The following is a 22,647-nucleotide window of genomic DNA, read 5'->3' as shown; positions in this document are numbered from 1 at the left end:
ATAGGTGTTCTTTTAAAAATCCTGCGCGGCGGATCAAGTGAGCGAGATGAGCTCGTGCTTGATGGCGTAGCGGGTGAGCGCTGCTACGTCGTGCAGGTTTAGCTTGCGCATGATGTTCGTGCGATGGTTGTCCACGGTACGAACGGATATGTTCAAGCGGGATGCGATCTCCTTGGTAGAGAAAGACTCGGCCACGAGCTGCAAGATTTGCTTTTCGCGATCGGATAGAGGGATTTCGCTGGAAGCGGCATCTGGATTGAGGATGAGCGAGCGCATGACGCTAGCCATCTTCGGTCCGATGAAAGTGCCTCCGCCAGAGATGATATCGAGAGCTTTCTTGAACTCATCGAACCCGTCCATCTTGTCGACGTATCCTTGTGCTCCGGCCGACAGCAATTCGCGGATGTTAGCGGAACTCGCTCTACCAGAGAATACGAGTACTTTCACACCGGGGACATGCAGGGTTAGGCCACGCAGAACTTCTGTTCCGCTGAGCTCAGGAAGGCCGACGTCGAGGATAACGGTCTCGGGCTTTAGCTTGATACACCCTTGCAATCCTTCTTCTCCAGTCCCGAATGAGCCCACGATCTCGTAGCCCGGAAGCATGGAGATGAACTCAGAGACCATTTCTCGGATTGCGGTTTGATCTTCAATTATTACGACGCTTTTCATTATAAGAGATTTCCTTTTGCTCCTTTGAATTACGGACAGCGGATCTTTTTCTTAAGCGCCAATGCGCAGGTTCCGTGGAGTGAAAAGCTCTGCGTCGATGGGTTCTTGCGGATAGGTTAGAGGGGAGGAGCACCATTTTGCCGGAGATTTCGGGCATTTCGGCGGTTTAGCCGGGCGGACGTAAAATTCCTAGTAAAACAAGATTAGGGGGCGGAGCAGGTGCTAGTACCAATGGGCGCAAGCTCTTTTCTTCGACTGCCGCTAGGGTGAATGCTGGGTGCATGCCAGCTGAACGAACTGGTTTAGTCTATGGACGGACCAAAGAAGCTGCACAAATAAAGGCGGGCCCCGGTTTCCCAGAGCCCGCCATCCTATTCCTGCACCACAAATTGTGAGGGGCGTTGTTGCTACCTTATCTACTTACTACCTAAAAATGTTCTATCGGAGCAGGGTCTGCCATTGGCGTTCCTTAGCTTGGAATGCTGCTGTGATGGCGCCGGTCGCGACGCGAATCTTGTAGTCCTCGCCCACGCTGGTGACCTTGCAGCCTTCGAAGCCCTCCTCGGAAAGGAGCTTCTGCAGGGCTGAGTCGAGTCCCTTGATCATGCTTCCGCCACCGGTGATGATGATGTTCTGCAGGAGGTCAGGGATGCTGTCTGGGTCAGCCTTTACTATTAGATTGCGGACGGCTTCGTAAATTTTCTTGAGCAAGGTGTCGCAAGCGGTGCCGACAGCATCGGACACTTCGAGCTGCTTGATCTTGCCGCTGATCATGACGGGATGCGTCGCGTGCTGGGTAGAACCCTGAACGAAAGAGTGCTTTTCCTTGATCTCGCGGCACTTGGCGATGGAGATCTGGCTGTCTGGGTACTTGTTCAGAAGAGAGTCTTGGATGGACTCGTCGACAGCGTCGCCTGCGAAAGCGAAAGATATTTGGTCCTCGGCGTCCGGGTAGTAGCCTTGGATGAGGCAGACGTCGGTCGAGCCGGCGCCAATGTCCACGAAGAGGGAGTTGCAGACTGGGTCAACATAGTTGGCCTTGACGAGCTGGGCTTCGTCGCGGCTACCGAGAGCGGCTAGGAAGGGCTCAGGGATGAGGATGACCTTGTCGAAGATGCCGGTGACTGCGAGGCGAGTGTTCTCGCGCGCTTCGGTGTCGGCGTTGGCCGGCATGCCGATTACGGCACGTACTTCTGCGTCAGGAGAGATACCGGCTGTTTCCTTGATGTGTACGAGAAAGTCGCGAGCTGCATCCATATCTGCGATGATACCGTCGCGGAGAGGTTGGATGAGATTGAGGTGAAGCTTGTACTTGAGCGCGAGCTGTCCGTAGAGGGCTGTTGCGTCGCCAGGAATGATGCCTGGAAGGATGCCTTCGGTGGTGTAGCCGACGATGGAGGGGATGAGCTCAGAGGCGATAACCTTTCCGGTCGTAGGCTTGGCAACTTGGATGCAGGTGGTGTTGGTGCCGAGGTCGAGCCCGACAAGAAGGAGTTCCTGTTCGGTCTCCTTCGCTTGTGTTTTCTTGGGTGCGGTTTTGGATGTTGTGATACTCATTTTCGTGGTCGGTTAGATTTCGTTTCGTTGATGCAGGGGACGTATCGTGCGGAACTAGCTTTTCAGAATAGGATCGATTTGGGCGTCGTTCATTTCTTGCACGATGTCGTCGAGTGAGAGGATTTCGTTGGCGAGGATTTCGTTGTCAGCTCCTTGTAGGGCATCGATCATCTCGCTGACGTCTCCGAGCTTCACGCGGCGGTCGCCGGCCTGAAAGCCGAAGGTGATAGGCTTTTTCTCGTCGCTGTAGGTAGGTCGGACCCAAGAGCCGGCGAGTTCCTCTTGGCGTTTGGCCTTCTGTTGCTCCATCCGGGTGACGTAGAGGGAGCGGTATTTGGCAGCGATGCGCTCTTCGACTTGCGGTATGATGCGTTTGACGAGGGTTTCCTTGAAAAGTCTTTGCAGCTTCTGGCCTTGGTCGACGATGCTCTGCTCGCGGGTGAACATGTCGCGCAGGTCTGCTTTGGCGTCTTCCTTCAAACCTGAGGGTAGCATCTGCATCCACTGCTTGATGAGGGGAGGCAGCTCCTCCTTGATGATGCGACGCGATTCCCACTCCTTGCCATCACGGTGGAGGATACAGGCGTGGCGGAAACGCGTTACTATGGCGTCCCAGCGCTCCTGCGCTCTTTCTGTCACTTTCATCGATGCGATCATAAGGTTTACGGCGGCAAACTTAGCTATGGTCGCGCCAACTTATGTAAGTCGCTGATTGACAATCTTTCTGAGGTCTGAGGAAAAATTGTCCCAGTGGGAAATCGGCAGAAAGGTACCGCTTTTTCCGCAGGCTGGACCCTTTTTGCCTAGGGTGCGGCTACTAAGTTGCCCTAGAGGAGGAGCGAGTCAGTAAACACGTGCCCGGCAGCAGTCTCCGTCCTCCTGTGCTCCGAGCCGAGCGAGAGCTCAAGCACTTTTGGAGGCACGAGCTATTCGAATTGTGAGCGGAAGGCCGACAGCTCCTCGCGGAGAGATGCAATGGCTCCTGCTTGTTCGGATACGGTGGCTTCGAGGGCGGCGATGCGGGCCTCGGCCTCGGCGGGGAGAGTGATGGCGAGATCGACTTTGACCGGGCCGCTACTGGTTGCTGAAGGTGTGGCGAGTTCTTCTAAGTTTGGGGGGCCTGCTAGAAGATGGACGAACCTTGCGTCCTTCTTGCCAGGTTGGCGAGGTAGCTCCATCACCAACGGGGTCGGGCGCGTCGCGAGTTGCTGCAGCTCGTCTCGCATCGTGTCGAGGCCGTCGAAGTGGTACATTCGTTCGCAGCGGGTACGGAGCTCGCCCGCTGTTTGGGGTCCCCGCAGAAGGAGCTCCGCCAAGATGGTAACTTGAGGGCTGGGCAGTGGATAATGGTTGTCGAGGCTGTGCTTGTACTTTGCGACACGGGCTGCGGTTTGGGTGACCAGTAGGGCGAGCTTCTTGTGGCGTAAGGATTCGAGGCCAGCAGATACAGTTTCCTCTTCTAGCTCGAGCGCGGGGGAGCGGTTGCTCTTCTGGTTGCAGGCGTTGATGAGACTGTTGAGAGTAAGCGGGTATAGGTCAGGAGTGGTGGCTTCCTTTTCGATGAGGCAACCGAGGATACGGGTTTCGATCAGGGAAAGTGGCTCGTGGGGGAGTGGGTTTTCATCGCTCATGGGTGTAGGCGCTTTCGTTTTTTGGGCTGGGGTGGAACGTCTGTTTCGTTAAAGAGTGATTGGTAAAATGGCGTCAAAGCTAGCTCCGCGCAACATTGTTGCAAAGCCGTAAGTCTATAAACACTTTACACGGGTCGAGCTTCCGTTTGGAACTCTGAGAGACAATCCCCAAAAACTAGAATCTGAATGAGTTGTATGAAGAGGAGAAATAGCTTTCGCGGTAGGAAATCCGGTTTCACGTTGATGGAAATCTTGCTAGTCTTGGGTTTGATTGGATTGCTGGTTTCGGTGGTCGTGGTCAATGCTGGCAGCATTTTCGGAGACCAGAAGGAAAAGCTGACTCGCATGAAGATCAAAGACTCCATGAGCGTTCCTCTTTTCAAATACATGACCGACACAGGGAGCTACCCTACGACTGAGCAAGGATTGCAGGCTCTCTTGACCAAGCCGTCTAGCGATCGCGGTCGCTGGCGCGGGCCTTATGTCGAAAGCCAAGATTCCTTGCTCGATGCGTGGCAAAGGGATTTCAAATACCGCTTCCCTGGATCCAAGAATCCGGGGAGCTACGATTTGTATTCACTCGGTGCTGACGGTGTAGAGTCGGGAGACGATATCGGAAATTGGAAGCAGTAGGTACCTCCGTGAAGGAGAGCTTACTGCCAGGGCTTGCATGACGCGAATTTCCAAAGTCAGCCGAAGTGGCTTTACATTGTTCGAGCTGCTCTTGGTTCTGGCGTTGATAGGGCTGTTTTCGACGGTCTTTGTGTTGAACATCAACACGCTCATGAAAGACGGGGAGATGGAAACGCTCGAACGGGAGTATTGGCGAGCGGTGGAATCGGCCCGAACTGGAGCTGTATTCAAACAACAAGCGCATTTTCTAGAATGGGATCCGAAGGGTAGGCGTTTTCTGGTCATTTCTGGCGGGGCGGCTGAAGCTTTCCCTGTCGAAATCGAATCTCCCGTGGAATTGGATATCGATGTCAGCTTCGTGGAGGTAGCTCCGGAGAACAGTTACGTGCTGATCGGCGGGCGACTCGTAGAGAAGCGTGAGATCGTGAAGGTCGGTTTCTTTGCGGACGGGACCTGTTCGCCGTTCGAGGTTTCCATGAAGATCGCAGACTTCGAGACGCGGTTCCAGATGGACCCATGGACAGGGGTGCAGCTCGTAAACCCGAATGAAGATGCTGTGGAAATCTAGAGAGAGACTCCGCAGAAGCCGAGCGGCCGGCTTCACTTTGTTGGAAGTATTGGTGTCGTTGGCTCTGTTTTTCATGGCGGTGACTTTTTTCTCCATGACCTATCTCAACACGCTGATGGCAATCGAGGGCACTCGCTTGAACCAAGGTTTGGAGCAAGATATGGCGGCGATTCGGCGGCAGGCCCTCATGATTGCGGACATCGAGGAATTGGAAGAGGGAGGCGATGTCGTCACCGGCGAACATGGCCTAGCCCGCTGGTCGTTGGAGTACGAGCCGACTGCGGTGGCGGATTTGTTTCTGGTGACGCTCTCGGTTGAGTTGGATCCGGATGACGCAGAAAACGGAGCGAGAGAGGCGACGGAAAGATTTTACCTGACGCGGCCGAGTTGGTCCGAGCCAACGGAACGAGACGAGTTGAGAGCCCAAACGAGGGAGCGGTTGCTGGATCGGCAGCTGAATATCCGGCAATGATGAGGCATCGGAAAAACAAGTCTGGCTTCACCTTGCTCGAGGTGCTGCTTGCGGTGGCACTGGGAGCGATGATTGTCGTGTCGATGACTGCCTTTCTCTTCAGCATGGCAGAGCTTTGGGGCGTTGGTTCAAACGAGCGTCTATTCGAAAAGCACGCCCGTGGTGTGTCCCGCTTCATCGAGACCAGTTTTCAAAAGGCGAGCCAGCGCTACGACGAAGCGGCCGATGCAAATGAGTCGCTCTATTGGTTCAATTGGGAAGGTGACGATTCGACGCGTGAGTCTTTCCTGAGTTTCGAGTTGAAGGAGAGTCCCGGGGCCTTGATTTGGCCGGAGAGCCCGTTGCCGCATATCGTTTGCTCGCTAGAGTTCGACGAAGGTGATGGCTTGTTTTTGCGCTGGCGTTCGCGTTTGGAGGAGGACTTTGACGAGGAACCGCCGCGCCGCACTCTGATTTCTCCGTTCGTCAAGGGAGTCGAGTATCACTATATCAACTACGAGGAGGAAAACCCTAAGTGGCAGATCGAGGAGACGCCACAGCAGGAGGCGGACGACTCTTACTTGATGCCGGAGCGGATCGTACTGAAATTCATCTTCAAGGGTGAGGAAATTAAGCGGCAGCTTATTTTGCCCAAAGTCATGGAAGGGACGCCGATCCTATGAGTTTAGCAGGGAACAGGGATACGCGCGGGTCGATATTGCTCTTGGTTCTGGTGCTGATCGTGGTGGTATCGTTTGCCCTCACGATGTTCATCGAAAAGGCTCAGGTGGAAATCAAAGGTGAGGGCTACTACGTAAAGCGAGCGGAGCTTCGCAAGGAGGCGTGGTCTATGATGGAGATAGCGGTAGCGGTACTCGCTGACGTGAAAGCGATCGATACCGCTCTCTATGCACCCAGCCAAGGGTGGGGCAACCCGTTGGACTACGCGAATATCGTGCTGCGCGAGGGATTGGAGGTGCGCTTCGAATTCGTAGATGAAAGCGGTAAAGTAAATATCAATACACTGGATCGAGACTCGCTGATTTTACTTTTCGACGAACTCGGCTTCGACCTAGATATTAGCTCCCGCTTGAGCGACGTCTTGCTCGATTGGATCGATGGCGACGATGAGACGCGGATCGAAGGAGCGGAGTCACGTGAGTACAGCTCCCTCGAACTGGATGTGCGACCGGCGAATCAGCCGCTTATGTCTCTTGACGAGTTGCGCTACCTTTTTGGATTTCAGGAGCTGTTCTTCGATGATAACGGATCCCCGTTGCCTGTCTTCAGGCAACTGGAGCAAGCGGTGAGCGTTTACGAGGTAACGTCGCTCAACGTGAACGCCGCTTCGTCGCTGGCTCTGCGGGCTATCGCGGACCTTGACGAGTTCGATAAGCAAGCTATCGACGAATTCCTTAAGGGTTTCGACGGCCAGTTGGATACTGCCGACGACAACTATTTTGCGACGGCTGACGATGTGGCTGCGGTACTGGTGGACATACCGGAAGGGGCCCCGTTGGGGCACCAGATTTCGGTGCTAACAATCAAGGTCACGGTCAGCGAAGGAGGTTATAGCTACAGCTTGATTGGAACTATGAACCTCGACGCTGAGGCGCCAGCTTTACAACAAAGTGAAGGGAACCTTCGCTATCCTTTCCTTTTCCTCGATTTGAGGGAACAGCCGGGCTCTATTAATGCTCGACCCATATAACATTTGCCTAGAGATTTTCGCTTGTCGTGCCTTTTCCCCCGAAACTAAAACCTAAAGCCCAAGCCTACGAGCTGGATGCCTTCTTGGCGCCCGCCCACTGGTTTTTCTGTCGCCGCATCGAAATCCCCTCTGATTTAGAAAAAGGGGAAGAGGAAGGCTTTGCGCTTTTGGAGCTGGAGAACCTGTCGCCTTTTCCACTCGACCACCTGCACTACGGCTATCGATTAGACAGAGCAGGGCGCTTCGCGTTTGTTTTCGCCGCCTACAAGCGCCGCTTCGAAAAGGTCGATCAGACGTCTTGGCGGCGCAGGGATGCTATATTGCCAGACTTTCTACTCGGTTTGCACACGAGCTCGAAAAGCGGAGAGTCGGGTTTGATTCTCGTGACGGAAAAGTCGCTTGCTGCGTTCTCCTTCGATGAGAAGTCCGAGTTGCCAGCCGCGTTTTATTCTGAGGCTCTAGAGTTCGAAGGCGACGAGGGAGAGGAACCGCCCTCCTTGATGAGCCAGATTGTTCGCTTCGAGTCGGTTGCTAAGAGTCGCCTGAAGATGTCAAGAGTTCGTATTTGGCACGCGAATACGGAAGCTAAGTGGGTAGGGCAAACCGCTTGGTTTGGCGCGGTCGACTCCAGCGATTTTCCGGTCGCCAAGGTCGATTTCAGCAGAGCACAGCTTTGGAAGGCCGATTTGCGAGACCAAGAGCAAGTCGATCAAGCTCAGAAGGAGGAACGCCAGAACGCCCTTCTATGGAAAGGGCTGGGAGGAATCGCCGCATTGGTTGGAATCATTTTACTCGGTGAGTTGTTTTGGGGAGCGAGTGCTGCCTACCTTTCCTATCGGAATTCGAAAATCGCGGAAATGACCCCGCTGGTGCAGGAAATTCAAAGCCTGCAGGCGACCAGCAACACCTTACGAGGCTTCCTGGAATCTGACCTGCAGCCTTTCGAAATGATCGACGCCTTGATACCGCTGCAGCAGTATCCAAATATCGTATACAGAAAGTTCGAGACTGAGGGGCCGGATGTGCTGGTCATCGATGCTAAGGCTGCCAACCAGACTCAGGTCACCGAATTCAAGAAACGTCTCGAGCGTTTCGACAAGATTGCCTCGGTCGAGTTATCGAAGCAGGTTAACAAACCCTCGGGCTCGACCTTCACCACGACGATCCGCTTCAAGTTTGGCGCTTTCTATCAACTCGCGGGAGGGGGGCAGTGATGGGCACTCAGGAATCAAGTTTGGCGTCACGCGTCTCGTTTGGCCTCGTCAAAGCTCGGCGCGGTTTTTTCAAGATGACGATGCGTGAGAAGGTGCTGGCACTGCTATTTACGCTCGCATTGGTTTTGGTCTGGGGTTCCTGGCAATTGGAGCGCCAGTCTCTCCTTCAAGATCAGCATTGGGATGCAGGCATTGTTGAAGCTGGCCAGGAAAATTGGCTGAACGAGGAGCCCCGCCACCGGGCTACTTATGAATCGCAAAAGTCAGCGATCGATCTCACTTCCTTGCCGAGTCGAGACGAGGTGAGCGGTCAGATAGATGCGCTCGTGCGTCGTTTCGGTTTTTCCACCTTCGACTTCAGCGAACCGCGCACGGAAGTTGGTGCAGAAATGAATTTCCACACCTTTCAGCTCGTCGTCCAAAAGGCGACATACTCGCGAATAAAGAACTTTACGAAAACGATCAAAGCGGAGCTGCCATACCTCAGTTTGGATAGAGTGGTGATTCAAGCGCAGGAGCGGGACGACGACTTCCTCAACGTCCGCTACGTTTTTAAGTCTATCGAATACACGAAATGAGAATTTGGGTGAAAAAGTTAATCACTGCGATCCTGGCGATCGCCTGCGCCTTTGGCTCAGCCTCCAACCTTAACGCGCAAGACGAGAGTCTAGCTCGTGTGATACCGAATCCTGACGAGAAGGTCGCGAACTACAAGGTAGTGGACCAAGAGCTGGAGGGCACCTTGGAGATTTTATCCGAGATGACTGGGCGCGCGGTTTTGCGCCCGCAGGCATTGCCCACACCGAAGATAACTTTCGATAGCGGCGGCGAAATCACGGTCGGTGAGCTGACGCTGGCATTAGAGAGTTTGCTCAGCTTGAACGGCATCGGAATTTCTCCCTTGGGAGAGCGTTTCTTGAAGGTAGTTCCACTAAGCGAAATTCGTACCCAAGCCCCCGAATTGGTAGTTGAAAGTCTCGCCGAGCGTCCAGCTAGCGGCAAGGTCGTGAGCAAGCTCTTCCGTCTTCAACATCTGGATTCGCAAACTTTCCAGCAGCAGATCCAGCAATTTCTCAGTCCTGGCTTCAGTTCGATCATTCCGTTCCAAAACTCGAACGCGGTTATCGTGACCGATACCATAAGCAACCTGCAGCGCCTCGAGTATGTGGTAAGCGAAGTGGACAAGCCTTCCCGCCTCAATATCGAGCCAGCGTTCTACACGTTGCAGTTCGCTCAAGCCAGTGAGGTTGCTCAGCAAGTCCAACAGATGATCGAGGACGCTCGAAGCCGCTTTGGCAACGAGACGGGGGGGAACTCCGGAAGGCCAAATAATGCGGGAACGCGAAACAACGCCGAGGAAGAAGCATCACCTACGGTCGTTTCGGGAGAAGGCGCTTCGATAAGTCAGATCCTTTTCGGATCCAATACGGCCATTTCTGCCGACGACCGTACCAATCAGATCATTATCATGACGGCGCCTAGCAACTTGAAGTTTTTCGAAGACATCATCCAAAAGCTCGATATCAAGGCGGACCCTTCGACGCGTATGGAGGTTATCCCTCTAAAGCATGCGGATGCCACCGAAGTGGCATCTCTCCTCAGCCAGTTCGTTTCTGGCAAGACCAGTGGGGACACCAATGATCGGACCAATAGTAGTGCAAACACGGATACGAGAAATAATCGTAGGACAGGTGCCGGCAACCCGACCTTCTCGAACACCAATGACGCTTCTCCGATCAATAATGTGGTTCGGAACAACAATCAGAACGCTTCGAATCCGAGTACGGGTGAAGAGCGCGATAGTCAGTTCAGCACCTTTATGACGATCCTTGCGGATGAACGCAGCAATGCGCTCGTCATCTCGGGGACGCGGAGCGATCTAGAACTGATGGGTGCGCTTGTCGGGCAGATTGACGTATTGCTTCCACAAGTACGTATAGAGGTCATCATCGCTGAGGTTAACCTGAACGAATCGAGAGGGCTCAATCGTGGGATGGACGCGTTTAAGATTTTCTACGACGAGCAGGTAGATGGATCGGGCAATGTGGAAATTCCAGGCCTGGGTGAAAACGAAGTTCCTGGGTTGAATATTCTAGGACTAGGGGTGGGAGGTACATTCAACTACGATGATGGTGTTATTTCGAATTTATCGTTAACCGCTATCATAAACCAAGCTCGCACGGATTCCGATGTGCAGCTGCTTTCGGTTCCGACCTTAGTCACGACCCATAACAAGGAGGCAAAGATCATCGAAGCGGTTTCCTATCCGATCATTACTAGTTCTCAGAACTCATCCATCTCCGATACTTTTAGGCAATCGGTACAATACCAAAATATCGGGATCGAAATGGTGGTGACGCCATTGATCGGGCCGAACGATGTTATTCAGCTCGAGATCGATCAAACGATCGACGATATTTCCGGCGATGTAACGATTGGCGGGAATGTGCAACCGATCATTAGCAAACGGCAAGCAACTTCCTACGTGAGTGTTTCCAATGGAGAAATGGTTGTCTTAGGTGGTTTGCAAAAGAACAAGCTCGATACTGGCCGTTCTCGAGCTCACTTGTTAGGGGATATCCCATTGCTAGGAAAATTATTCCGGACGAAGCGCAAGGAAAGCACCAAGAGCGAGTTGATGGTGTTCCTGCGTCCCCAAATCATTCGTACGACGGATGATGTGAACACCGATGCTATGAAAAAGTTGCGTGAGATGGAGGGCGCTCGCGCGATCGAAGACTTTTTGAGAACGGGAAATGTCGACGTCACGCAGCCAAGGGAAGCTCCGAGCGAAGCTCGCTCAGCTAAGGGTAAGGGAGACTAGGAGAAGGCTTGGAATGAAGGGGAAGTATCTATTCGTTATTCTTTTGGCCGGAACAGCTATTGCTTCCGGGCAGGTCGCTGATGAAGGCGCTGCAGATATCAACCCTTTCGCGACACCTGCTCCTCAAGCGAACGCGGACACGGTCGTCGAGAACACGGCGCCAACGTCGCTCGATCGGTTTCAGTTCAACGGCTTGATGGTCATGAACGGCAACGTCCGGATTAGCCTGTTCGACTCCAAGGAAAACAAGAGCTTCTGGATACGCCAAGGCCAGCTTGGCGAGTACGGCATCAGCTTTCAACGATTCGATGAAGAGAGTGAAACGGTGGTGATCGCCCAGGCGGGTATGCAGAAGAAGCTCTCATTGAATAAGATGAAAATCGAGCCTCTAAAGATTGCTCCGCCCAGAACGCCACCAGTCGTGCCTCCTGCCGTTGGAAATGTTACCCGTCCCACTACTTCAAGCAGTGTAGAGACAGACGAAGAAGCGCGTGCCCGTATCCAGCGAGTTGCGGAGGAAATACGTCGCAGACGCGCGGAGCGTCGGAAGCAATTGGAAGAGCGAAACAATGGAGGAGCGAACTAGATTACGTATGCAACTTCTAGATACAGCTTTCGAAGGCAAGTTTGAATTAAACGACGATCAACTTGCTGAAATCGCAGAAGCGAGGCGGGGCGAGCGATTGGAGCTTATCGCCCGATACGCAGGCCGGAGCTTGAATGGTTTGGTTTCCGAACTCGCCGAGTATTGTGGATTCGACCAAGTTGAACCCAGCCTCTTCGACCTTAAAGCCTTGCAAAAGGTACCTCTTCGAATATTGCACGAGTTTCATTGTGTCCCGATTGGTCTCAGTGGTGAGGAGGACGAGGATTCGCCATTTACTTTAGCTACGAGCTGGCCCATTAGCGATGAAATGGACGATTGGGTCTATGCGGCTTGTGGCGAACGGCCGGTTTGGATGATTGCCCATCCGGAACGTATTTCCAATTTCATTACGCAGAACTTAGGGGTCGGTGCAGAGAGTCTCGACGATTCATTCGATTTGGAAGCAGAACTTGCGATAGAGCACGTCGAAGAAGAGGAAGACGAAGACGCTGCGATCATTCGATTTGTGAATGAAGTCTTCAACCAAGCAATTTCTGGGGGAGCGACGGACATTCACTTCGAGCCAATGGAGGATCACCTTCGTATCCGCTATCGCATCGACGGTTTGTTGGTGCCGGTGCCTGTACCCGAAAACTTGAGACGCTTTCAGGATGCCATCGTTTCGCGCCTGAAAATTATGGCGAAGCTCAATATTTCTGAGCGTCGCTTGCCGCAGGATGGTCGTATCAACCACAGGATCGGCTCCACGACTTTGGATATCCGTCTTTCGACGATGCCAGTCATGTATGGCGAGAGCATCAGCCTGCGTCTTTTGAATAAGAAAGACAAACCGCTCAGCCTTGCTCAACTTGGCATGTCGGATCGAGATTCTGAGGTAGTGAATCGCGTGCTGAATTTACCGCATGGCATCATCCTGGTCACCGGGCCAACTGGTTCAGGTAAGTCGACTTCGCTCAATGCTTTCATCCGCTCGATCAATTCACATGACCGCCGCATTATCACAGTGGAGGACCCGATCGAGTACGAGGTCGCGGGTGTCAACCAGATCCAAGTAAAGCCTGATATCGGTTTCGGTTTTGCGGAGGCATTGCGTCATGTGCTTCGTCAGGATCCGAACGTAATCATGGTGGGTGAAATCCGTGACCGCGAAACAGCTGATATAGCGGTTCAAGCGTCGCTCACCGGTCACTTGGTTTTCTCGACCTTGCACACCAATGATTCGGCGGGCGCGATCACGCGCTTGATCGATATGGGGGTAGAGCCTTTCTTGATCGCTTCCAGTGTCGAGATGGTAATTGCCCAGCGTCTGCTGCGTAGGGCGTGTCCAAACTGTATGGCGATGCGTGCGGCTGAGCCACAGGAGGTGGAGGATGCCTTGCGTGTTCTGGATCTCGATCCTTCCCTTGCAAGCGGTATCTCGCAGTTGCCGGAAAGTTGCGGCTGCGAGACGTGTCGGGGTATTGGATACAAGGGGCGTATCGGTATCTACGAAATTCTGAGGGTGACAGAAAAAATGCACGACCCGATCGTCCGCCGCGAGGCGGCCCCGGTTATACGTCACCTCGGCTTGCAGGCGGGCATGGTTTCCTTGGGCAAGTCTGGTTGGAATTTGGTGGAGCGAAAACTCACGACCTTGGAAGAGGTCGTGCGAACGATTTCCGTGAAGGAAGGCGAATGAGCAATTTTGGCTAAAGACCCGTGCCGATTTTTAAATACAATGCTAGAGATGCCGCGGGCTTGTCCACTCGAGGCGAGATGGATGCCGCTTCTCGGAAGCTAGTGGTACGCAAGCTCAGTGCCCAAGGCCTTCGGCCGATTTCCGTGAAGGAGAGTGGAGCTTCGGCTGCGGGCGGTAGCAAGTCTGGCGATGGCTTCGGGTTGTCATCTCTCACTCGTTCAGCAAGAGCGGGTAAGCTCGATAGCAATGTCACTTTGCCGTTCCTCACGACTCTGAAGGAATTGCTCGCTTGTGGTGTTCAGGCAGGCGACGCGCTGCAGTTGATGAGCTCTCGTCTTAACGATCCGTCGCAAAAACGTTTGGCTAATGTACTTTGGGATGACGTCCGGCAGGGCCGCTCGTTGTCGGAAGCGTGCCGTAAGCAGACGGAGGTTTTCGACGATAGCATGGTGAGCTTGATCGAAGCGGGTGAAGCTACGGGAAACTTGAACAACGTGCTTGGGCGCTTGGTTGCGAACCTTGAGGAAACTAAGGTGATCAAGAACAAGTTAAGCACCGCGATGGCGTATCCTTCATTCTTGATGGTGGTCGCCTTTGGCTTGGTACTGTTGTTTCTCTTTTTTCTGCTTCCGCAGATCGAGGGCTTGCTGGCGTCATTGGGAGGGGATCTGCCGATGTCGACCAAGCTGCTGATCGGATTGGCCGATTTTGCCCTGAGCTACGGTTGGATAGTGATTATCGCGACGGTGTTTGGCGTTACGGCGATTTTATCTTGGCGCAAAACCAAGCCAGGTCGCGTGCGTTTCGATGAGATTATCTTGGGGCTTCCGGTGTTGGGTAGCTTTTTGCGGGATGTGCAAGTGTTGCGGCTGGTTCAGGTGCTCTCGCTCCTTTTGGAAAACGGAATAACGATGGTGCAGTCTTTGCAAATGTCTGAGCGCTCGTTGACGAACCACGCTATGCGACAGCGCTTTGTGGATGCGCGTGGAAAAGTGACGGAAGGTACCTCGCTCTCCAATGCGTTCAAGGGAACCGGCTATCTCGACGGTATGGCTTTGGACATTTTTACCGTAGGAGAAAACACAGGTAACGTAGTACCAGGCTTGAAGCAGCTTTCCCGTCAGTATTCAGAGCGTGTAGACAGGGCGATCAAGTCTTTCATCGGAGTCGTTTCGATTGGGGTTTTGATCTTCGTGTTCTTGTTTGTCGGATTGGTAGCTCTGGGAATTATCTCTGCCGTCTTCCAGCTCAGTGGCAGTTTGTCCGGATAGACGAGTGGTAAACTTGTAGTTGAAGCAGAGGAGGAAATCCGCCTTTCTTCGCGTTTCCCTCGATGAGTCCGAACATTCAAATAGCAACCCGGTTCCTGTTGGCTAAAAAGCGATCGATGCTGATGAGTCTCTGTGGCATCGCGTTCGGGGTCGGCTTCTTCATCGTGACCCAGGCCCAGCTGAGCGGGTTCGAAGAGTTTTTTATTCGGACGATCTTGGGGACGGATGGCGCTATTCGAATTGAGGACAAGTTTCAGACGACATTGGCCCAGATGGAGGCAGCGTCCACTACCCGGGCGGATTCCAAGTTTTTCGTAGCGGACCGCGGCAACCGTCGCTACGTGGAGGGAGTAGAGTATCCCGAGAGGGTGATCGACGCCTTGCGTACGATCCCGAATGTGGCAGCGACTTCGTCGGTGCTGAAAGGAAGGGTCGAAGTCCAGAGCCCTTTACGCACAGAGTCGGCTCAAGTCTACGGGATCGTGCTCAACGAGCATCTCGCGGTGTCTGACCTCGAAGACCAGATCGTTTTTGGGAGTGTCGAAGAATTTCGGCAGTCGCCTACGGGTATTTTGATTGGGCGAAAGCTGTCCGACCGACTGCAGGCGCGCGTTGGCGACTCTATTATAATAGAAAGTAGGGGAGATCAAAGCAGGTATCGGGTGAGCGGGGTTTACGAAACAGGTGTATCTGACATAGACCGCGTCCGCGTTTTCATGCACTTGGACCAAGCTCGCTCTCTGTTGCGTCGACCGCATGGGGTAACGTTTATTCAGGTGAGCGTGTTCGACCGCGACCGAGCTGAGTATGACTCCGTGGTGATTGAAAACCTGGTCCAGCATTCGGCTGCTCCTTGGCAAGATCGCGAAAAGGTTTGGCTCGACGTTTTCAAGGCCTTGCAGGTATCGGCGGTGATTACGGTTTCGACGATCATCCTGATTTCGGGACTCGGGATGTTCAATACCTTGGTGATGATTGTCATGGAGAAGACCCGAGAGATCGCGATCTTGCGTTCCATGGGCTATAGCCGTGCGGACATTTCGGCGATTTTCCTGTGGCAAGGTGGCATCGTCCTAGTCTTTGGCGTATTTCTGGGGTTCGCCTTGGGAGCAGGCGTGACCCTTGGAGTCTCGAATCTGCCCCTTCGCGTGAGAGGTATTTTTTCGACGGATAGCTACGTGGTTGAGTGGTCGGCTATGCATTACTTTTGGGCAGCCGTAACCGCGGTGGTGATTGTGCTTTTTGCCAGTTTGGCCCCGGCTCGCCGCGCAGCTCGCTTGATTCCAGGGGATGTAATTCGGGGGACGGCGACATGAGTGTTGTTGCCCAATCCTCCGAAATCGCCTTGGCTTGTCGCGGTTTGCACAAGCACCTCGGGGAAGGGGAATCCCGCGTGCACGTTCTGAAAGGTGTCGACCTTGAGCTTCGACGCGGTGAGGTCTCAGCGGTAGTTGGCCCGTCGGGCTGCGGCAAGAGTACGCTCCTCTACTTACTCGGCTTATTGGATCGGCAGGATGGAGGGGATATTTCGGTCTGCGGAGAGGGGGTACCGCTAGATCGGGACGGAGCTCATACCAGAGTACGGTGCGAGCACATCGGTTTTGTCTTCCAATTTCACTTTTTATTGCCCGAGTTCACGGCTCTGGAAAACGTGGTCCTGCCTATGCGAAAGCTCGGCCAACTAAGGGAATCTGAGATGCTGGTGCGCGCTACCGAACTGCTCCAACAGGTCGGCCTTGGTGACAAAACCCATCGCCGCCCTTCTCAATTGTCGGGAGGGGAGCAGCAGCGGGTTGCCATCGCCCGTTCTCTTGCGAACCGCCCGAGCGTTTTGTTAGCCGATGAGCCGACGGGAAACCTCGACGTGAAGAATTCCATGATGGTATTTGATCTGCTAACGCGTCTTGCCAAAGAATATAGACAGGCGGTGCTCATTGTTACGCACAATCCGGAACTCGCATCCAAATGCGACCGGATATTGCGCATGGAGGACGGTCTTTTTGTCGATTGATTTGCATCTATGCTACTCATGGTTATTAGAAGCGCAATTAATTGAATGCACTTCAGCTAATAACCCTTGGTAGGTGGACTAAAGTCGCCAACATTTTATTTGCCTTTCGATTCGCGGCTCTTTCACTGCCGTTTCCTCTAACGCCTAACCTTCTGCTCAGTGAGTTCCGAAAATTCCCGCAAATCATTTCTTCTTGCGATCGCCGCCGTCGTGGCTGGTGTCGTCGCATTGCCTAGGCTGCTCGCTGGTAGCAAGGCGAAGGGTAGTCCTTCGAATGCTTCCACTATCAAGCTGCGCCAAGACCCTCGCTCTGTAAACCGAGAGGATTCGCGCTTCGCCTAACTGCTTTTTCCCTGACAGGAACGGCTAAACTTTTACCGCTATGTCCAAAGTGTTTCCAAAGTGGTCGAACGCGTTGCCATTGAAGATCGTTGTTTTCGTCTTCGTCTTCGTGACTACGCTCCTCGCCGGCATCACCTATTATGTGACGCCGAAGTACGTGCGAGTTGGCTACGAGCCAACCCAGCCGGTCCCATACGACCACAGTTTCCACGTCGGCGAGCTCGGTCTCGACTGCCGTTACTGTCACGATAAGGTTGACCAGTCTGACGTCGCCAACATCCCTGCCGCGGACACTTGCATGAAGTGTCACAGCATGATTAAGACGGACAGCGATCTTCTGGCTCCGATTCGAGAGAGCTACGCTACTGGCGAGCCTGTCGCTTGGAAGCGCGTCCACCAAGTCCCTGACTATGTTTACTTCAGCCACCAGGCTCACGTAACCCGCGGCGTCTCCTGTGTGGAGTGCCACGGCCAAGTCAACGAGATGGAAGTCGTTTCCCACGCCGAGCCGATGAGCATGGGCTGGTGTCTCGACTGTCACCGTAATCCGGAAGAAGTTCTACGTCCAGTAGACCAAGTCTACAATCTCGACTGGGTACACCCAGGCGGCAAGCAGGGCCAAATCAAGGACGGCCTCAAGTTTGTTGACGAACGCAACATCACTCCTCCTCAAAGCTGCACAGGCTGCCATCGATGAAACGCGCACCTTACAATCACCCTGAATCAGCGGAACTGTCTGGCCCGCGCTACTGGCGCAGCCTAGACGAGCTGTCGCAATCGCCCGAATTCCTCGCTCAAGTAGAGCGCGAGTTCGGACCGGAAGCTTCCGAGATGAACGAGGTGGATCGTCGCCACTTCTTCAAGATCATGGCGGCTTCCTTCGCAATCGGCGGTCTCGGTTTCGCGGGTTGCCGTCGTCCGGATTCCCATATTCTCCCGCATTCGAAGATGCCCGAGCACCAGGTTCCTGGTCAGGCTCTGTATTACGCTACAGGTTTCCCGCTTCGAGGTGAAACGCTTCCGCTTCTGATCGAGACGCACACCGGTCGCCCCACCAAGGTTGAAGGTAACGCCGATCATCCTGGATACAGAGGCGGAACGACCCGCAAGGCCCAAGCTGCTATTCTAGATCTTTACGATCCAGATCGTGCGACTGCTCACACCAAGGGCACAGCTAAAATTAGCAACGCGGACGTCAGCGACCTGCTCGCTTCTCTTAACAAGAAGTACTCCGCATCCAACGGCTCGGGGGTGGCAGTTCTCGCTGAAAGCTCATCTTCGCCAACGCGACTCCGCCTCAAGAAAGCCTTCCTCGACGCCTTCCCTGAAGCCACTTGGGCAGAATATGACGCGATCGATGCGACCAACGCAGGTATCGCTGCGGCTAAAGTAACGGGCAATGATTCGCTTCAGCCGAAGTACGACCTTACCAATGCGTCCCGCATCCTCGCGGTAGACGCGGACTTCCTCGACGAAGAGCAAGGAGCAGTGCAGTTCTCCAAGCAATTTGCTGATGGACGCCGTGTCCGCTCCAGCAAAGATGAAATGAACCGCCTCTACTCTGTGGAGAGCAACTTCTCGCTCACTGGAGCCATGGCGGACCACCGCAAGCGCCTTGCTTCTAGCCAGATGGTTTCCTTCCTTGCAGCGGTCGCTCTGGAACTCGACCTCGGCGTAGAAGGTAACTCCCTCAATTCTACGCTAAGCTCGCTTGCCGGCAAGCTAGACCCGGCGACCCAAGAATGGGCAGCCAAGTGCGCGGAAGACCTTTCAGCCCACAAGGGCGAGTGTCTTGTTTTCGTAGGTCAGCACCTTTCTCCGGAAGCTCACGCTCTTGGCCTCTTGGTCAACGAAAAGCTGGGCAACCTGAAGAAAACTGTCTCTCTCGTTGCGGTTGACAACGCTGCGAGCGTATCCATCCAGGATCTTGCCTCCAACATCGAATCTGGTTCTGTCAACTCGCTCGTAGTTCTCAGCGGTAACCCCGTTTACAACGCGCCAGCGGGAATCGATTTTGCAGCTCTGCTCGAGAAAGTAGGGGAGGTCGTTCGTCTTGGTTACTACGCCGACGAGACTTCCGAAAAAGCCAGCTACCATATCACGCAAGCCCACTTCCTCGAGGCTTGGGGTGATGGACGCACCTACGGTGGCGATTTTGTTGCGCAGCAACCCATGATCCTGCCGCTTTTTGACGGCGTATCCGAAATCGAAGTACTTGCTCGTTTGGTAGGTGAAGCGAATGCAGATGGTTATAGCCTCGTTTATTCGACTTTCCAGTCGGAGAACGGAAATTCAGGCAAGCGAGCTTTCGATGCTTTCCTCAACGAAGGTTTCCTCTCCGCTGGCTACAGTGTTTCCAACAGCAACGTATCCGGTCTCCAGGTTGCGGATTTACTAAACGGCTATCAATCTCCGGCTGCTCCGACTCAGGAACGCCTTGAGATTCGGTTCCTCAACGACGCCTCAGTCGACGACGGACGCTTCGTCAACAATGGTTGGTTGCAGGAATGTCCGGACCCAATGACTAAGCTTACTTGGGACAATGCGATCAATATAAGTCCAGTTCTCGCCAAGGATTTGGGAATCGTCGCGTCGGATTCTGCGATCCAGGTTGCTCGCAAGAACCCCAATAAGGTTCGCGATGGTCGCCAGTTTGCATCGGTGGCCACCATCACTGTGGATGGTCGGGAAGTCACGGGAGCTATTCACATCCAACCCGGTCTCGACAACTACACTGTGGTATTGCCACTTGGATACGGTCGTACAAAGACTGGCCGAGTTGGCACTGGATCCGGCTTCAGCGCCTACGCGATCCGTTCCGCATCTGCTTTTGTTGCCAATGCGACGCTCGTTCTAACTGGCGCCCAGTACCAACTTGCTAGCACGCAGGAACACTGGTCGATGGAAGGGAGGGCAATCGTTCGCGAAGCTAATCTCGAAACTTACCAGAAGGATGCAGGATTCGTCGACCGACTCGGTATGGAGTCGCACTCGCCCGCTATTTACGGCGAGGTCGCGGAGACGATGTCGACTCAAGAGAAGGTCACCGAAACCCCTCGTGGCGGTTCGATCTATGAGCATCCGGACCTAACAGGTACCCATCAGTGGGGCATGAGCATCGACCTAAACGTTTGTACGGGTTGCAATTCCTGCGTGATTGCATGTCAGAGCGAGAACAATATACCAATCGTCGGTCGCGACCAAGTTCGACGCGGGCGTGAGATGCATTGGATCCGCCTCGACCGATACTTCTCATCCACTTCTACGGACAACACCGAGATCCCCGAAGATCCTCAAGTATCGCTCCAGCCGATCGCTTGTATGCATTGCGAAACCGCTCCGTGTGAGACGGTTTGTCCTGTCAACGCAACCGTTCACGACGAAGAGGGCCTCAACGCCATGGCTTACAACCGTTGTATCGGTACACGTTACTGCGCGAACAACTGCCCTTACAAAGTACGTCGTTTTAACTTTTTCGACTATCAGCAACGCGAGCTCGATAAGCTCTACATGGGGCCACTCGCTCCAAAGGGCATGCCGGAGCTCGTGCAGATGGCTCAGAACCCGGACGTATCCGTGCGTATGCGCGGAGTGATGGAGAAGTGTACTTTTTGTGTTCAGCGCATTAACCAAGCTAAGATCGCCCAACAGGCTAAGGCGGGTGCCGGCGACGATGTTCGTGTCCGCGATGGAGTTATCAAGGTCGCCTGCGAGCAGGCTTGCCCGACAGATGCGATCGTGTTCGGAGACCTTAGGGATGCTGACAGTCGTGTTTCGCAACTTCGAGAAAACGAGCGTTCGTATTCGCTGCTTGGCTACCTGAACACACGTCCACGTACCACATTTATGGGACGTGTCCGTAATCCGAATCCGGAAATGCCCGATTATCAAAGCCAACCGCTTTCTACTGTAGAATACAATTACGCTTCTCACGGATCCCATGGCGAACATGGATCTAGCGAGCTGCACGAAGAAGCTGCTACCCATGACTCCCATTCTGACAGCGAAGGAGGACACCACTAATGTCTAGCTCACACTCTCAAGAAGTGAGACCAGCGATTCTCGATGAAGTGAATCCAGTCAACATCCCACGCCAGCCGTGCGTGGCGAACGATCGTTCCTTCAATTGGATCACTGAAAAGATCTGCGGTATCATCGAAGAGAAGACTCCTACTTGGTGGTGGGTGTGCTTCATCATCGCTTGCTGCACCGCGAGCTTTACGCTCATCGGTCTTGTTTACCTTACGGTAACGGGTGTCGGTGTGTGGGGACTGGCCAATCCCGTCAACTGGGGCTGGGCTATCGTTAACTTCGTATTCTGGATCGGTATTGGTCACGCGGGTACACTGATCTCGGCGATTCTCTGTCTTTTGAGGCAAAAGTGGCGCACCTCGATCAACCGTGCGGCGGAAGCGATGACGATTTTCGCGGTGGTCTGCGCGGGTTTGTTTCCAGTCTTTCACGTCGGACGTGTTTGGTTTGCGATATATCCGGGGTACCTTTTCCCGTTTCCGAACGCGAATGCCATCTGGCCGAACTTCCGTTCGGCGCTGCTTTGGGACGTGTTCGCGGTATCTACTTACGGTACGGTTTCCGTGCTTTTCTGGTACATCGGTTTGATCCCCGACTTCGCTACCGTTCGCGACCGTGCGAAGACCAAGTTCCGCAAGATCGCATACGGTATCGTTGCTATGGGCTGGCGCGGCTCGAATCGCCACTGGAGCAACTACGAAATGCTCTACCTAATCCTAGCAGGTCTCTCGACGCCGCTCGTGCTTTCCGTTCATACGATCGTATCCTTCGACTTCGCGATCTCCTTGGTTCCAGGCTGGCACACCACTATTTTCCCCCCGTACTTCGTCGCGGGCGCGATCTTCTCCGGCTTTGGAATGGTAATCACTTTGATGCTGCCACTGCGCGCTATCTACGGTCTGCAGGACCTCATCACCCAGTACCATATCGACTGTATGACCAAGATCATCTTGGCCACCGGTACGATGGTTGGATATGCTTACGGTATGGAGTTCTTCATCGCGGCCTATGGCGCGAACGACTTCGAAATCTTCGCTTTCGTGAACCGAGCTTTCGGTAACTATGCGTGGGCTTACTGGATCATGATCTCATGTAACGTTATCTCCCCGCAGTTCTTCTGGTTCAAAAAGATCCGCGAAAATACGACGCTCGTTTGGGTCATCTCCCTTTTCGTTAACGTCGGCATGTGGTTCGAGCGTTTCGTTATTACGGTGACTTCGCTGTCTCGCGACTTCCTTCCATCGAGCTGGGGTTACTACTCTCCGACAGTAGTGGACATCTTTACTTACCTTGGAACCTTTGGTCTCTTCTCTGTGCTGTTCCTGCTATTCCTTCGCTTCGTGCCTCTAATGGCGATGGCGGAGATCAAGGCAGTCACCCCTCAGGCTGATCCCCACCACGTTCACTCTCACAAAGCCGGCAGCGGCGACTACGTTAATAACTAA

Annotated in this window: 21 protein-coding genes; 17 read left to right on the top strand and 4 right to left on the bottom strand. The window is 53.8% G+C overall.

What is annotated here, in order from left to right:
• Window positions 1-33 precede the first annotated feature (33 nt).
• The 4 genes from QEH53_RS17380 to QEH53_RS17365 form a co-directional block, all read right to left on the bottom strand.
• The gene (locus QEH53_RS17380; RefSeq protein ID WP_191615586.1) at window positions 34-672 is read right to left on the bottom strand and encodes a response regulator transcription factor; all 639 of its coding nucleotides are present in this window, start codon (window positions 670-672) and stop codon (window positions 34-36) included.
• Between the two features lie 438 nt (window positions 673-1,110).
• A complete protein-coding gene (locus QEH53_RS17375) occupies window positions 1,111-2,229 on the bottom strand; it encodes a rod shape-determining protein (protein WP_309024483.1) in 1,119 nt (372 codons plus the stop codon).
• 54 nt (window positions 2,230-2,283) lie between these two features.
• Window positions 2,284-2,874, bottom strand: a complete 591-nt coding sequence (locus tag QEH53_RS17370; RefSeq protein ID WP_309024482.1) for a hypothetical protein — start codon at window positions 2,872-2,874, stop codon at window positions 2,284-2,286.
• 281 nt (window positions 2,875-3,155) lie between these two features.
• Window positions 3,156-3,860 carry a YceH family protein gene (locus QEH53_RS17365; RefSeq protein WP_309024481.1) on the bottom strand — a complete coding sequence of 235 codons (705 nt, stop codon included), beginning with the start codon at window positions 3,858-3,860 and terminating at the stop codon, window positions 3,156-3,158.
• A 186-nt stretch (window positions 3,861-4,046) separates the two neighbouring features.
• On the opposite strand from QEH53_RS17365, the gene gspG reads away from it, so the two are divergent.
• The 17 genes from gspG (at window position 4,047) to nrfD (ending at window position 22,647) form a co-directional block, all read left to right on the top strand.
• Complete coding sequence (gspG, locus tag QEH53_RS17360; protein WP_309024480.1) at window positions 4,047-4,493, top strand: type II secretion system major pseudopilin GspG; 447 nt, start codon at window positions 4,047-4,049, stop codon at window positions 4,491-4,493.
• A gap of 37 nt (window positions 4,494-4,530) precedes the next feature.
• Window positions 4,531-5,061: a prepilin-type N-terminal cleavage/methylation domain-containing protein gene (locus tag QEH53_RS17355; RefSeq protein ID WP_309024479.1), complete on the top strand. Its 531-nt coding sequence runs from the start codon at window positions 4,531-4,533 to the stop codon at window positions 5,059-5,061.
• Complete coding sequence (locus tag QEH53_RS17350) at window positions 5,045-5,533, top strand: prepilin-type N-terminal cleavage/methylation domain-containing protein (protein WP_309024478.1); 489 nt, start codon at window positions 5,045-5,047, stop codon at window positions 5,531-5,533. Before QEH53_RS17355 ends, QEH53_RS17350 begins: the two co-directional genes overlap by 17 nt.
• Window positions 5,530-6,195, top strand: coding sequence for a prepilin-type N-terminal cleavage/methylation domain-containing protein (locus QEH53_RS17345; RefSeq protein WP_309024477.1), 666 nt, complete (start codon window positions 5,530-5,532; stop codon window positions 6,193-6,195). The genes QEH53_RS17350 and QEH53_RS17345 overlap by 4 nt, the downstream gene beginning before the upstream one ends.
• Window positions 6,192-7,223 (top strand): type II secretion system protein GspK, encoded by a 1,032-nt coding sequence (locus QEH53_RS17340; RefSeq protein ID WP_309024476.1) that lies wholly within the window; start codon window positions 6,192-6,194, stop codon window positions 7,221-7,223. The genes QEH53_RS17345 and QEH53_RS17340 overlap by 4 nt, the downstream gene beginning before the upstream one ends.
• A gap of 26 nt (window positions 7,224-7,249) precedes the next feature.
• Window positions 7,250-8,437, top strand: a complete 1,188-nt coding sequence (locus QEH53_RS17335; protein WP_309024475.1) for a hypothetical protein — start codon at window positions 7,250-7,252, stop codon at window positions 8,435-8,437.
• Window positions 8,437-9,015: a hypothetical protein gene (locus QEH53_RS17330; RefSeq protein WP_309024474.1), complete on the top strand. Its 579-nt coding sequence runs from the start codon at window positions 8,437-8,439 to the stop codon at window positions 9,013-9,015. The genes QEH53_RS17335 and QEH53_RS17330 overlap by 1 nt, the downstream gene beginning before the upstream one ends.
• A gap of 8 nt (window positions 9,016-9,023) precedes the next feature.
• Window positions 9,024-11,261, top strand: coding sequence for a secretin N-terminal domain-containing protein (locus QEH53_RS17325; RefSeq protein WP_309024473.1), 2,238 nt, complete (start codon window positions 9,024-9,026; stop codon window positions 11,259-11,261).
• A gap of 13 nt (window positions 11,262-11,274) precedes the next feature.
• On the top strand, window positions 11,275-11,847 hold the full coding sequence (locus QEH53_RS17320) for a hypothetical protein (protein ID WP_309024472.1): 573 nt from the start codon (window positions 11,275-11,277) through the stop codon (window positions 11,845-11,847).
• A 7-nt stretch (window positions 11,848-11,854) separates the two neighbouring features.
• Window positions 11,855-13,546: a GspE/PulE family protein gene (locus tag QEH53_RS17315; RefSeq protein WP_309024471.1), complete on the top strand. Its 1,692-nt coding sequence runs from the start codon at window positions 11,855-11,857 to the stop codon at window positions 13,544-13,546.
• Window positions 13,547-13,566: 20 nt separating this feature from the next.
• Entirely contained in the window at window positions 13,567-14,817 is a 1,251-nt protein-coding gene (locus tag QEH53_RS17310) for a type II secretion system F family protein (protein WP_309024470.1), read from the top strand.
• Between the two features lie 62 nt (window positions 14,818-14,879).
• The gene (locus QEH53_RS17305; RefSeq protein WP_309024469.1) at window positions 14,880-16,133 is read left to right on the top strand and encodes an FtsX-like permease family protein; all 1,254 of its coding nucleotides are present in this window, start codon (window positions 14,880-14,882) and stop codon (window positions 16,131-16,133) included.
• Window positions 16,130-16,828: an ABC transporter ATP-binding protein gene (locus QEH53_RS17300; protein WP_309024468.1), complete on the top strand. Its 699-nt coding sequence runs from the start codon at window positions 16,130-16,132 to the stop codon at window positions 16,826-16,828. Before QEH53_RS17305 ends, QEH53_RS17300 begins: the two co-directional genes overlap by 4 nt.
• A 159-nt stretch (window positions 16,829-16,987) precedes the next feature.
• A complete protein-coding gene (locus QEH53_RS17295) occupies window positions 16,988-17,170 on the top strand; it encodes a hypothetical protein (protein WP_309024467.1) in 183 nt (60 codons plus the stop codon).
• Between the two features lie 40 nt (window positions 17,171-17,210).
• On the top strand, window positions 17,211-17,867 hold the full coding sequence (locus QEH53_RS17290) for a cytochrome c3 family protein (RefSeq protein ID WP_309024466.1): 657 nt from the start codon (window positions 17,211-17,213) through the stop codon (window positions 17,865-17,867).
• On the top strand, window positions 17,864-21,193 hold the full coding sequence (locus QEH53_RS17285) for a TAT-variant-translocated molybdopterin oxidoreductase (RefSeq protein WP_309024465.1): 3,330 nt from the start codon (window positions 17,864-17,866) through the stop codon (window positions 21,191-21,193). The genes QEH53_RS17290 and QEH53_RS17285 overlap by 4 nt, the downstream gene beginning before the upstream one ends.
• Window positions 21,193-22,647 (top strand): NrfD/PsrC family molybdoenzyme membrane anchor subunit, encoded by a 1,455-nt coding sequence (gene nrfD / locus QEH53_RS17280; RefSeq protein WP_309024464.1) that lies wholly within the window; start codon window positions 21,193-21,195, stop codon window positions 22,645-22,647. Before QEH53_RS17285 ends, nrfD begins: the two co-directional genes overlap by 1 nt.

This window comes from Pelagicoccus sp. SDUM812002 (assembly GCF_031127835.1).
In the GTDB taxonomy this organism is placed as follows: Bacteria; Verrucomicrobiota; Verrucomicrobiia; order Opitutales; family Opitutaceae; genus Pelagicoccus.
The sequence above is the reverse complement of the archived record's forward strand: the minus strand, read 5'-3'. Positions and strand labels throughout refer to the sequence as shown.

What these genes read in the sequence shown, in the direction of transcription:
- QEH53_RS17380 (WP_191615586.1), bottom strand. Translation starts at nt 672, where the DNA reads ATGAAAAGCGTCGTAATAATTGAAGATCAAACCGCAATCCGAGAAATG.
- QEH53_RS17375 (WP_309024483.1), bottom strand. Translation starts at nt 2,229, where the DNA reads ATGAGTATCACAACATCCAAAACCGCACCCAAGAAAACACAAGCGAAG.
- QEH53_RS17370 (WP_309024482.1), bottom strand. Translation starts at nt 2,874, where the DNA reads ATGAAAGTGACAGAAAGAGCGCAGGAGCGCTGGGACGCCATAGTAACG.
- QEH53_RS17365 (WP_309024481.1), bottom strand. Translation starts at nt 3,860, where the DNA reads ATGAGCGATGAAAACCCACTCCCCCACGAGCCACTTTCCCTGATCGAA.
- gspG (WP_309024480.1), top strand. Translation starts at nt 4,047, where the DNA reads ATGAGTTGTATGAAGAGGAGAAATAGCTTTCGCGGTAGGAAATCCGGT.
- QEH53_RS17355 (WP_309024479.1), top strand. Translation starts at nt 4,531, where the DNA reads ATGACGCGAATTTCCAAAGTCAGCCGAAGTGGCTTTACATTGTTCGAG.
- QEH53_RS17350 (WP_309024478.1), top strand. Translation starts at nt 5,045, where the DNA reads ATGCTGTGGAAATCTAGAGAGAGACTCCGCAGAAGCCGAGCGGCCGGC.
- QEH53_RS17345 (WP_309024477.1), top strand. Translation starts at nt 5,530, where the DNA reads ATGATGAGGCATCGGAAAAACAAGTCTGGCTTCACCTTGCTCGAGGTG.
- QEH53_RS17340 (WP_309024476.1), top strand. Translation starts at nt 6,192, where the DNA reads ATGAGTTTAGCAGGGAACAGGGATACGCGCGGGTCGATATTGCTCTTG.
- QEH53_RS17330 (WP_309024474.1), top strand. Translation starts at nt 8,437, where the DNA reads ATGGGCACTCAGGAATCAAGTTTGGCGTCACGCGTCTCGTTTGGCCTC.
- QEH53_RS17320 (WP_309024472.1), top strand. Translation starts at nt 11,275, where the DNA reads ATGAAGGGGAAGTATCTATTCGTTATTCTTTTGGCCGGAACAGCTATT.
- QEH53_RS17315 (WP_309024471.1), top strand. Translation starts at nt 11,855, where the DNA reads ATGCAACTTCTAGATACAGCTTTCGAAGGCAAGTTTGAATTAAACGAC.
- QEH53_RS17305 (WP_309024469.1), top strand. Translation starts at nt 14,880, where the DNA reads ATGAGTCCGAACATTCAAATAGCAACCCGGTTCCTGTTGGCTAAAAAG.
- QEH53_RS17300 (WP_309024468.1), top strand. Translation starts at nt 16,130, where the DNA reads ATGAGTGTTGTTGCCCAATCCTCCGAAATCGCCTTGGCTTGTCGCGGT.
- QEH53_RS17290 (WP_309024466.1), top strand. Translation starts at nt 17,211, where the DNA reads ATGTCCAAAGTGTTTCCAAAGTGGTCGAACGCGTTGCCATTGAAGATC.
- QEH53_RS17285 (WP_309024465.1), top strand. Translation starts at nt 17,864, where the DNA reads ATGAAACGCGCACCTTACAATCACCCTGAATCAGCGGAACTGTCTGGC.
- nrfD (WP_309024464.1), top strand. Translation starts at nt 21,193, where the DNA reads ATGTCTAGCTCACACTCTCAAGAAGTGAGACCAGCGATTCTCGATGAA.